Genomic DNA, 10870 nt, shown 5'->3' with positions numbered 1-10870 from the left:
AGATGCAGATACTCCCCTCCCGGACCGTGGCGTAAAGTAGGTGCAGTGTTTATTTACGGCGTTTGCGGAGGCGGCGGATGAAGCGGATGGGGTCTACGCAGTCGGCGGCGTCTTTTGGGAGCGGGCTGGGTTCGTTGCAGATCAGTGCCGCAAGGTGTTCCGCTGCCATCGGACAGCTGACCGTACCATGTGACCCATGACCGATGCTCATATACAGCCCTGGCAAGCGCTTCTCAGGCGCTTCTGTCTGCAGATGCCGCGTACTGCCGTATTGCTCCTCGGGCAGAACCGGATCGGGCACCTGGCCGATCAGCGGCATGAAGTCCAGCGAGCTGCCACGAAATGCCACCCGGCCCGCCAGAGGTGAGTCCTTACCGAGATCCAGCTCGCTGGCGATGACACCCAGTTTCTCCAGGTTCTCCTGATGTTCGGTTTCTGACAGTTCGGACAAGTCACTGTTTTTGACGTAGCTGGCGCCAACGCAATGCACGCCGTCAAACGCGGGAGCAAGATAGCGCTCTGAACAGACAACACTGTTCAACTGGTTGCTGGTGCTGCTTGCCGGAATATGGCTGACCTGGCCCCTTAGTGGCTGGACCGGATAAAGCCCGGTCTGTTGCAGTGCGGTGGCGGAATAGCTGTTGGCGATGACCACGCAGGCGCTTTCGGCAATGAGATTGTTCTGGTCGTCATACAGTTGCCAGCGCTGCGTGTTCTCTGAAAACTGCAGCGCCGCTACTGAGGTATCTGTTTTTGTGCTGATCAATGGGTGATCCATACAGATCTGGCAGCTGGCTGCCGGGTTGATCCAGCCGCCGCCAGGCAGCCAGGTTCCGCCCTCATCAAGCGCGACACCGCCAAGTTGTTGTGTCTGTGCCGCCGTCACGGTCTGCAGGATCTGGGGCGAATAGTGTTCGTAAGTGTCGCGGCTGCTGTCGGAGCCGCGTGTGTTTCTGTAGGCACTGTCCAGAGTCAGCACGCCGCAGGGATTCCAATGCACCGCGTTGTTGCTGGCGTTTGCCAGTGACTGATAGAAGCGCAGGGCATATAGATAGCTGTGTGTATTGAATGACCACAATTGATCCTGCTGCTTGTTGCGTCGCAGTTGCACTACGGCCTGCCGGTTGCCTGATGCGCCGCTGGCGGTTTGTGACTGTCTTTCCAGGACAGTTACTTTGACTCCACGCGTGGCCAGCGCGTGGGCAACGGTGGCGCCGGCCAGTCCACTACCAATCACGATCGCTGATGCGGGCTTGCTTGATTCCTTCGAATGTCTGGCTTCGACGCTGTCCGCCTGACCTTGATACGCGGCAAACAGCATTTGCCGCTTGCTGCCAAAGCCGGGGCGTTTTTCCACACCAAAGCCCAGTTGCCGCAGATAGCGCACAACCCGACCGGTAACGCTGTAGCTGCTGAGTGTTGATCCGGGCCTGCAAAGGCGGCCTATGGTATCGAGCAAAGAGTCACTCCACAGTTCCGGATTGCGCGTGGGGGTAAAACCGTCCAGGAACCAGGCGTCGACGCTGGCGTTCTGGTTGCTCTGCATGTTAAGCGTAGTCAGTGCGTCACCGTAGTACAGGTCAAGTGTGATATCAGTCAGCGGAAGCCTGTGATACCCGGCAGTGTGATCGGGGTACAGTGGCAGCAATTTATCGCGCCACTCCGCCAGCTCGGGCCACTGTTGCAGTGCTTTTTTTAATGCGGACAGAGTCAGCGGGTGTTTCTCGCAGCTGATGTAGTGAAGCCGCAGATTCCTGCAGTCCGCCTGCTGCCAGAGTCGCCAGGTACATAAAAAGTTCAGTCCGGTGCCAAAACCCAGTTCTGCGATGACAAAAACGGCTTTTTCTCCGCTGCGCTTCAGCTCCGCATCCTGCCGCTGCCAGCGCCCGAGCAGGTCATTTGCCCGCAGGAATACGTGATGGGTTTCGGCCAGTCCGCCCTCACGGGAAAAATATACGTCAGCGTACTCAGGCGAATAGGGAGCGCCATCTTCCTGCCACTGAAGCTGTGCGTTGGAAAGCGTGCTGTTATCGGATGTGGACTGGTCAGACATGGGCGGTCGCGTGAGGATTTTTGTCGGGTGATTGCGGTAAAGGGGGCTATTGTACTGGAAACAGGCACCATTGGCCGACAATTAGGTTGACGCTGAAGTGTGTAAACAGGGGCTCAGTGGTGTAAAATGCGCCTCTTTTCCAAGATACACGACCCGCACTTACGTTTCAGCGACAGGATGACCAATGGAAATCAACCCTTTGCTTCAGAAAATCAAAGACTTCACCGAGCGGACCAATACGCTCAGGGGGTATCTTTGACTACGATACCAAGAAAGAACGCCTGACAGAGGTTGAGCTGGAGCTGGGTGAATCGGCTGTCTGGGACAAGCCGGAATACGCACAGGAGCTGGGGCGCGAGCGCGCCAATCTGGAACGTGTTGTAGGTACCATAGATTCGCTGTACACGGGTCTGTCTGACAATAAAGAACTTTTACAGCTCGCCCAGGAAGAGGGAGACCAGGACCTCTTTACTGAAGTTGGTAATGAACTGGGCCGGCTGGAAACAGAACTCAATGCGCTGGAATTCCGCCGCATGTTCTCTGGCAAAATGGATCCCAACAGTGCCTTCCTGGAAATTCAGGCTGGCTCTGGTGGTACCGAAGCTCAGGACTGGGCCGAGATGCTCATGCGCATGTATATGCGCTGGGGTGAAGACAAGGGCTTTAACGTGGAAGTCATGGAAGTCTCCCCGGGTGAAGTGGCTGGTATCAAGGGCGCGACGCTGTTTTTTGGTGGTGAATACGCCTTTGGCTGGCTGCGCACGGAAACCGGCGTGCATCGCCTGGTTCGCAAGTCGCCGTTTGACTCGGGTAACCGACGCCATACTTCCTTCTCGTCAGTGTTTGTGTCGCCGGAAATCGACGATGACATCGAGATTGATCTGGACATGTCGCAGGTCCGTGTCGATACCTACCGCTCCAGTGGCGCCGGTGGCCAGCACGTTAATACCACTGACTCCGCGATTCGACTGACGCACCTGCCGAGCGGCATCGTGGTGCAGTGTCAGAACCAGCGTTCGCAGCACAAGAACAAGGATCAGGCGATCAAACAACTGAAAGCCAAGCTCTATGAGATGGAAGAGCTGAAACGTCGTGAAGAGGCGCAGGCGGTAGAAGCCGAAAAAGCCGACATTGGCTGGGGCAGTCAGATCCGATCCTATGTTCTTGACCAGTCACGTATCAAGGACCTGCGTACCAACGTGGAGAACACCAACACCGGTGCCGTTCTGGACGGTGACCTGGACCGCTTTATTGAAGCCAGCCTGAAAATGGGACTGTAAACAGATGAGTGATAGCAACGATCAAAACAATGCCGCCAGCCAGGCTCAGGCTGCACAGGAAGAAAACAAACTGATTGCGCAGCGCCGTGACAAACTGCACGCCATTCAGCGCAGCCGCAATGCGTTTCCAAACACCTTCCGTCGCGATGCAATGGCCGCCGACCTGCACCAGCAGTACGCCGAGAATACCCGCGAAGAGCTTGAATCACTGGCCCGCAAGGTCAAGGTTGCAGGCAGGTTGATTCGCCAGCGTGGACCTTTCCTGGTGATTCAGGACGCCAGTGATGCCATTCAGCTTTATGTCAATCACAAGGCCCTGCCGGCAGAAATGATGGCCGAAATCAAGGATCTGGATCTGGGTGATATTGTTGGTGTGAGCGGCGAAATGTTTCGTACCGGCAAAGGTGAGCTGACAGTGAACGTTGAGTCGCTGCAGCTGCTGACCAAGGCGCTGCGCCCCCTGCCTGACAAGTGGAAGGGCCTGACGGATACCGAAGTCCGTTATCGCCAGCGTTACGTTGACCTGATTGCCAACGAAGAGTCGCGTCGCACATTCATGCTGCGCTCAAAGCTGATCAACAGCATGCGCAACTACTTCCAGAAGCACAACTTCATGGAAGTGGAAACTCCAATGATGCAGGTGATCCCCGGTGGCGCCACGGCCAAGCCCTTTGTCACCCATCACAATGCGCTGGATCAGACCATGTACCTGCGAATTGCACCGGAGCTTTATCTGAAGCGACTGGTCGTTGGCGGTTTTGAGCGGGTTTTTGAAATCAACCGGAACTTCCGTAATGAAGGTCTGTCGACACGCCACAACCCAGAGTTCACGATGGTCGAGTTCTATCAGGCCTATGCCGACTATCACGATCTGATGGATTTTACTGAAGACATGCTGCGTACGCTGGCTGTCGAAGTGCTGGGTACAACCGAAATCGAGTACCAGGGCCTCAAGATCAATCTGGGCGAGCCATTTGCGCGGCTGCCAGTAAAAGACTCAATCCTCAAGCATTGCCAGGGCGTTACGGCCGATCAGCTGGAGTCCCGTCCAGCGGCCGTCGAGCTGGCGAAATCATTTGGCATCAAAGTCGATGATGGCTGGGGGCTGGGTCGCATCATGATGGAAATATTCGACGAGAAAGTTGAGCACCATCTGCTGCAGCCAACCTTTATCACCGAATACCCCACTGAGGTGTCACCACTGGCGCGTCGCAATGATGATAACCCCGACGTCACCGATCGTTTTGAACTGATCATCGGTGGTCGCGAGCTCGCCAATGGTTTCTCCGAGCTTAATGATGCCGAGGACCAGGCCGCACGCTTCCGTGAGCAGGTTGAACAGAAAGATGCCGGTGATGACGAAGCCATGCACTACGATGCGGACTACATTACGGCGCTGGAGTACGGACTGCCACCAACAGCGGGTGAGGGCATCGGTGTCGATCGACTGGTCATGCTGTTTACTGACGCACCATCCATCCGAGATGTGCTGCTGTTCCCTCACATGCGACCTGCCAAGGACTGATGACTGGCATGACTGAACAGACTCGCGACATTCAGCTGGAGCCCAGTTGGAAGGACGAGCTGGCAGGTGAGTTCGACAAACCCTATATGCAATCCCTGCGGCAGTTTCTGCTGCAGGAAAAGCAGCAGGGGCAGCAGATATTTCCACCCGGCAACCAGATTTTTAATGCGTTGAACACCACGCCGTTTGATAAAGTCCGCGTGGTGATTCTTGGTCAGGACCCCTATCATGGACCTGGCCAGGCGCATGGTCTGTGTTTCTCGGTCCAGCAGGATGTTGCGGTGCCGCCATCTCTACAGAACATCTACAAAGAGCTGCATGCGGACCTGGGTTTGCCAGTGCCTTCCCACGGTAATCTCATGCAATGGGCAGAGCAGGGTGTGCTACTGCTTAATGCGGTTCTGACAGTGCGCGCCGGTCAGGCGAATTCGCATCAGGGCAAAGGCTGGGAGCACTTCACGGATCGTATTGTTGAGCTATTGAATGAGCGCCGCGAGCACCTGGTATTCATGCTGTGGGGCAGTTACGCGCAGCGCAAAGGTGCGATGATCGACAGGAAAAGACATTTGGTACTTAGCTCGCCACACCCGTCGCCGCTTTCGGCGCATCGCGGCTTTCTGGGGAATCGACACTTCTCAAAAGCCAACCAGTACCTGCAACAACAACAGTTGGCCAGTATCGACTGGCAGATTCGCTAAGCCAGAACGGAGATCCTTATGTCAGAAGCACTCGCCAGCAATCACTGTATCGTCATTGGTGCCAGTCATGCGGGATCACAACTCGCCGTTCATCTGCGTAAAAGTGGCTGGACCGGACAGATTACATTGATCGGGGATGAACCCCAGCTGCCGTATCACCGCCCGCCGCTGTCCAAGGCTGTCATGTCCGGAGAAAAAAGTGCAGAGCAGATTCTTTTGCGGCCCGAGCAGATGTATCAGGCGCAGAATATCGACCTGCGATTGAACACGCGTGTGGCGGCCATCCTGCCTCAGGAAAAGCGTGTCCAACTGACAACGGGTGAATCACTGGCTTACGACAAGCTGGCCCTGTGCACCGGCGCAAGACCCATTCATCTTCCCCTGGGGGATGGGCTGGATGGTGTCTGTTACCTGCGCACGCTGGCCGACGTTGAGGCGATTCGCGCCAGGCTGGACCAGGTGGCCGATGTCGTGGTGATCGGAGCTGGCTATATCGGTCTGGAAGCAGCCGCAGTGCTGCGCAAACTGGGTAAGCAGGTAACTGTGCTGGAACGCGAGAGTCGCGTGCTCAAGCGGGTGACAGGCGAGCAGATGTCAGACTTCTTTGCCAGGCTGCATGAACAACACGGCGTGCAGCTGCGCTGCAATGCCGAAGTTGTAGCCATCAACGGTCGTGGGCAGGTGGATTCCGTCAGTTGTGCCGATGGCCGCACCATCAAGGCGCAGATGGTAATCGTCGGTGTGGGTGTGGTGCCCGAGACGTCTCTGGCCGAGTCTGCCGAGCTGCGCATAGAAAATGGTATTTATGTTGATGAACATTCGCGCACCAGCGACCCTGATATTTTTGCTGCGGGTGATTGCACTTCGCATCCCAGTGAGTTGTATCAACGTCGTGTCCGGCTGGAGTCGGTGCAGAATGCCAATGATCAGTCGCGCGTGGCCGCTGCCAATATCTGTGGTGGCACTGAAGTGTATCACGTGACCCCATGGTTCTGGTCAGATCAGTATGATGTGAAGCTGCAGTCAGTGGGTCTGTGCCATGGCTATGATGAGGTGCAAACCGATGGCTCGCCGGATACCGCAGTGGAAGAGGGGATGGTGGTCAGGTATTACAGGGAAGGCAAACTGATCGCTGCGGATTGCATAAATCGCGCGCGCGACTTTATGGCGATCAAAAAGGAAATGGTCTGAACTCAGGGTCGCTCTTTAAAGCGATGAGACAATTCAGCCTTGATGCGCCAGTGTGTCCGCGGGACTTTAATCTCTACTAGTCAGCGCCATTATAGATGCAGCCACTGGTGCAGGTTTCGCGTATTTCCACACGCACCAGTTGCGGTAGCGTCGGGCGAAGTTTTCGCCAGATCCAGCGTGCAATATTTTCACTGGTCGGATTGTCGAGACCAGGAATGTCGTTCAGGTAATGATGATCGAGTTGTTCCCAGACAGGTTTGAATGCCGACTTGATATCACCAAAGTCCATGACCCAGCCACTGCGCTCACCAACTGGCCCGGCGACGACCAGCCTGACCTGAAATGAATGCCCATGCAGGCGCGCGCATTTGTGTCCCTCGGGGACATTGGGCAGCCGATGGGCAGCTTCGAAGTTGAACTCTTTGTAGATTTCCATGGGTCGGGTATGGCCGATTGACGTAAAATTTTTGAGGGCCAAAATGGTACCGTTAACCGCCCGGAATTGATAGACAGAAAATCTTAAATTTTATTTGACATGCCAGCTCAAGTCGGTAAAATGCGCGTCACTCAACACAGCGGGTGGTTAGCTCAGTTGGTAGAGCGTCGCCCTTACAAGGCGAATGTCGGGGGTTCAAATCCCTCACCACCCACCAGACAAACAGTGACGTTGTCTGATCATTCGCAGTGTTGTGTGTCGCGGACCGGTAGTTCAGCTGGTTAGAATGCCGGCCTGTCACGCCGGAGGTCGCGGGTTCGAGTCCCGTCCGGTCCGCCATTGAATTCCCAAAAAAGCCGTTGCCTGCCAACGGCTTTTTTATTGCCGGTCCATTAACATCTTGCCGGTCAGCCATGATTGACTCCCCCGATTTCAGCCAGGTTCCTGTTACCCAGATAAACGATGCACGATTGCTGCGTCGCGATGTGCAGTTGCGCCTGTTCAGACTGGATCTTGTTGACCGGGTTCTTGGTGGCAACAAATGGTTCAAGCTGTATCAGAATCTGACGCAGGCCCGTCAGGCCGGCGCGACGACGCTGCTGAGTTTTGGTGGCGCCTGGTCCAATCACCTTTGTGCGCTTGCCGAGGCGGGTCAGCGTTACGGGTTCAGGACTATTGGCATTATCAGGGGCGAGTTGCCCGACTCACTCAATCCGGCTCTGCAGTTTGTCATTTCCAGAGGCATGCACCTTGTGCCTGTCAGCCGCACAGACTACCGACAGCGCCATGATCCTGTCTTCATAAAACAACTTCTTGATCAGCATGGCCCCGCCTGGGTGATACCTGAGGGTGGCGCCAATCTGGCGGGTGTCGAAGGCTGCCAGCGCCTCGCGAGTCTGCTGCTTGAACAGGTCGCCGATCTCGCTGGCAGTGAAATCTGTCTGGCCTGCGGCACGGCAACTACGCTGGCGGGTCTGGTAGCCGGTCTGCAGAGCAGCAGTCTGTCGCCGGCCATAAAGGTCACCGGGCACGTGGTGCTCAAAGGGGGCGAACCGCTGACCGCCGAGGTTGCTGGCTGGTTGCAGCAACTGGGTGCCGATCCTCATGACGCAAACTGGTGCCTGGATACGCAGGATGCTCATTTTGGTGGATATGCCAAACAGCCTCAGTCGCTGCTGGACTTCATCGCGGACTTTTCGGAACAACATGACGTTCCTCTGGAGCCTGTCTACTCCGGACGGCTGCTGGCAGCCATATTCACCAGGTTGGAGCGGGGTGATTATCCGCCCGGTACGCGCCTGCTGGCACTGCATACGGGTGGTCTGCTGGCTGCCAATGTGCCCCGTTCGACAGATTAGTGGAAAATTTTCCCACGCCGGGTTAAGCTGCCCCAGATATGCGAAATGGCGTGTTAATTATGGCAATCAGCCACCCTCATTCAATTTCCGGCAGGACGCTCAGCGTTCCGGACCAGTGCAAGGCACGGTTCCGTCGCGCTGTGCTGTGTATTTGCGGACTGTCTCTGCTGATCGCGGGCCTGCTGCTGACACCCGTGGCGCCGGCCCTGGCGGATACCACTCCAGAGGATCACAGCCTTACTTTTCCGGTTGCTGATCTGGAGCTGCTCAGAGAAGGAAGTACTCTCGAATTTCGACTGCCAACACACGAACAATCACTGGCAGTGCTTATTGAACAGGACCAGCACTACATCAATGGTGACCGCGTCATCAGCGGACACGATGCCGGTAACAATGCCAGCCTGATCATCACGCTGAATCGCGAAGTGGCATTCGCCGAGATCCAGATCAATGACGAACGCTGGCTGTTTGACGGCGAGCGAGATAACGATGTTGTGACGGGGCGCTTTTACCAACCGGACGAGGCGCGACTGGCGGCCACGCATAGTGACTTCGTGGTGCCGGGCAGACACGATCTGGCGCCGGTACATCGGGTTGCCCGCGAGCCGCAGGCAAATCCTAAACCAATGACCAATGCAGGTGGCAGCGCCGGACCCACACAGGCCAACAGCACGCAGCAGGTCGAAATCTCCCAGCAGTTCAGCCGTGATGTTGTATTTGTCGGGCAGTCGGCGGAGCTGGAAGTGACATTAACGCTCACCAATCGCAGCAACCGCAGCCTCAATGGCCTGGAAGCCGACGTCTATTTTATTCTGGAAGATGCACAACTTGTGCGGGCGCCGGCCTGTCAGTCCATCTGGACCCGCGCATCGCCCAGCCAGCACATCCTGAATTGCCGCCTGCCAGACGCGCTGGCACCCGGTGCGTCGCGCTCACTCAGTTATGTGGTGCGCGTTGATGCCAAAGCGCAGCCAATGCGCCTGCTAAGCACCGTCTATGTAGGACAGACGCGTCAGGATAGCTGGATTAATGTGGTCAACGATGTCACTGGCGGCGGTAACGGTCAGAGCGCATTTAACGCCGCCGTTGCTGGCCGCGTGCCCGAAGACCCGCTGGGGCACGTCGTGGTTGATGTCATGGCCCTGTTTACCCCGGATGTGGTTGCCCAGTACGGCGCCAATGCGGCTACTCGAATAAATCAGATGATCAGCGTTGCCAATCAGATTTACCAGAACAGCGGCGTTGGCATCACGCTGCGCCCGGTTTACCACGGGCAGGTCAATTACCCGGGACGCGAAGTGGACTTCCATACCCAGCTGGAACAACTGACGAATGGCAGTCATTCTGCATTTGCTGAGATACCACAGTTGCGTCAGCGCTACGGCGCTGACCTGGTGGTTCTGTTTCGGCCAATGACCTCACGCGGCGAGCTTTGTGGTCTGGCGAACCTGGGTGGCTACAGAAGCTATGGCGATATGACAGCCTTCGCGGATCGTGAGTACGCATTTTCCCTGGTGGGCATTGATTGCCCGGTCAGCAGTGTCCTGGTACATGAAATAGGGCATAACATGGGTCTGACACACTCGCATCGGCAGGACGGTGAGGGCGGCACTTTCCCCTATGCCACCGGTCACGCGGTAGACAACCAGTTTGCGACTGTCATGGCCAATCCGTCTCTTTTCGGCAGCGCCAGGCGGGTGTCTCTGTTCTCCAGTCCGACTCTTGATTGTGGCGGCGGCCAGCCCTGTGGTGTTGACCATCGTGACCGGCAGCGCGGCGCCGATGCCGTTCGGGCCCTGAATCTGGTCCGCTACCAGATTGCCGACTACATGCCGGTCACCGTGCCGGAGCTGCCATCCAGGCTGGTTGCCAACCTCAGTGGTCGCGAGACCTCAGCCCGGATTGCCCTGGCAGCCACCGTCGACAAAGGTCTGAATTACACCTACCGTGTGACGCCCAGCCAGCGCATGGATGTCACTGCTGATTTTTATATTGATCCGGCTCACGTCGGGCGTGCCGGCCAGTTCCACATGGTGGCTGACCTGAGCTCGGCCGGTTTTGGTATTGTGCAATTAAACCAGAAGGGCGAAATATTCGACTGGGACGGCAGTGCTGCAGATCTGGTTGCCTATCGTGAAGCTGAGACTCTAAAGCCGGTAGAGTACCTGCGTGTTCTGCAGGACTTTCAGCCGCTGCCGGAGCTGGTTGGCCACCCGCTGGTAATCTTTATGGCCTATCAACTGCTGGACACCGGTGAGGTCATCTATACCGAAGAGCCGCTGGTCGTCCATATTGATCCGGTGCCCTGAGCTCACGCCCACCGCCGGTC

General features: G+C 56.6%; 8 protein-coding genes and 2 tRNA genes. 8 read left to right on the top strand and 2 right to left on the bottom strand.

Annotated elements, in window-relative coordinates:
- Positions 1-49: 49 nt before the first annotated feature.
- Complete coding sequence (mnmC, locus tag QGM61_RS15060) at positions 50-2053, bottom strand: bifunctional tRNA (5-methylaminomethyl-2-thiouridine)(34)-methyltransferase MnmD/FAD-dependent 5-carboxymethylaminomethyl-2-thiouridine(34) oxidoreductase MnmC (protein WP_281133474.1); 2004 nt, start codon at positions 2051-2053, stop codon at positions 50-52.
- A 184-nt stretch (positions 2054-2237) separates the two neighbouring features.
- Between mnmC and prfB the strand changes: the two genes are divergently transcribed.
- From prfB to QGM61_RS15040, 4 genes are all read left to right on the top strand, one after another.
- Positions 2238-3333, top strand: a protein-coding gene (gene prfB, locus QGM61_RS15055; RefSeq protein ID WP_237134461.1) for a peptide chain release factor 2 whose coding sequence is annotated in 2 segments (ribosomal slippage) — positions 2238-2309 and positions 2311-3333 — 1095 coding nt in all. Because the reading frame shifts where the segments join, the coding sequence is not laid out codon by codon here.
- A 4-nt stretch (positions 3334-3337) separates the two neighbouring features.
- Complete coding sequence (gene lysS / locus QGM61_RS15050; protein WP_281133473.1) at positions 3338-4858, top strand: lysine--tRNA ligase; 1521 nt, start codon at positions 3338-3340, stop codon at positions 4856-4858.
- Positions 4859-4866: 8 nt separating this feature from the next.
- Positions 4867-5556, top strand: a complete 690-nt coding sequence (gene ung, locus QGM61_RS15045) for a uracil-DNA glycosylase (RefSeq protein ID WP_281133472.1) — start codon at positions 4867-4869, stop codon at positions 5554-5556.
- Between the two features lie 18 nt (positions 5557-5574).
- Complete coding sequence (locus QGM61_RS15040; protein WP_281133471.1) at positions 5575-6747, top strand: NAD(P)/FAD-dependent oxidoreductase; 1173 nt, start codon at positions 5575-5577, stop codon at positions 6745-6747.
- A gap of 76 nt (positions 6748-6823) precedes the next feature.
- Here the strand turns inward: QGM61_RS15040 and queD are convergent, their stop codons facing one another.
- Complete coding sequence (gene queD / locus QGM61_RS15035) at positions 6824-7183, bottom strand: 6-carboxytetrahydropterin synthase QueD (RefSeq protein WP_237134457.1); 360 nt, start codon at positions 7181-7183, stop codon at positions 6824-6826.
- Positions 7184-7324: 141 nt separating this feature from the next.
- Here queD and QGM61_RS15030 point away from each other — a divergent pair.
- The 4 genes from QGM61_RS15030 (at position 7325) to QGM61_RS15015 (ending at position 10850) form a co-directional block, all read left to right on the top strand.
- Positions 7325-7400: transfer RNA gene (locus QGM61_RS15030), tRNA-Val, on the top strand.
- A 45-nt stretch (positions 7401-7445) separates the two neighbouring features.
- Positions 7446-7522: transfer RNA gene (locus QGM61_RS15025), tRNA-Asp, on the top strand.
- A 74-nt stretch (positions 7523-7596) separates the two neighbouring features.
- Positions 7597-8541, top strand: coding sequence for a 1-aminocyclopropane-1-carboxylate deaminase/D-cysteine desulfhydrase (locus QGM61_RS15020; protein WP_281133470.1), 945 nt, complete (start codon positions 7597-7599; stop codon positions 8539-8541).
- Between the two features lie 59 nt (positions 8542-8600).
- Entirely contained in the window at positions 8601-10850 is a 2250-nt protein-coding gene (locus QGM61_RS15015) for a M12 family metallo-peptidase (RefSeq protein WP_281133469.1), read from the top strand.
- The last annotated feature ends 20 nt before the right edge of the window (positions 10851-10870 follow it).

The organism is Pseudohongiella sp. SYSU M77423, from assembly GCF_029911965.1.
Classification (GTDB): domain Bacteria; phylum Pseudomonadota; class Gammaproteobacteria; order Pseudomonadales; family Pseudohongiellaceae; genus Pseudohongiella.
This window is presented reverse-complemented; position numbering and strand designations above follow the sequence as displayed.

Bases quoted from the DNA above. Each gene is read 5' to 3' on its own strand.
- ung (WP_281133472.1), top strand. From the start codon at position 4,867: ATGACTGAACAGACTCGCGACATTCAGCTGGAGCCCAGTTGGAAGGAC.
- QGM61_RS15040 (WP_281133471.1), top strand. From the start codon at position 5,575: ATGTCAGAAGCACTCGCCAGCAATCACTGTATCGTCATTGGTGCCAGT.
- mnmC (WP_281133474.1), bottom strand. From the start codon at position 2,053: ATGTCTGACCAGTCCACATCCGATAACAGCACGCTTTCCAACGCACAG.
- queD (WP_237134457.1), bottom strand. From the start codon at position 7,183: ATGGAAATCTACAAAGAGTTCAACTTCGAAGCTGCCCATCGGCTGCCC.
- lysS (WP_281133473.1), top strand. From the start codon at position 3,338: ATGAGTGATAGCAACGATCAAAACAATGCCGCCAGCCAGGCTCAGGCT.
- QGM61_RS15020 (WP_281133470.1), top strand. From the start codon at position 7,597: ATGATTGACTCCCCCGATTTCAGCCAGGTTCCTGTTACCCAGATAAAC.
- QGM61_RS15015 (WP_281133469.1), top strand. From the start codon at position 8,601: ATGGCAATCAGCCACCCTCATTCAATTTCCGGCAGGACGCTCAGCGTT.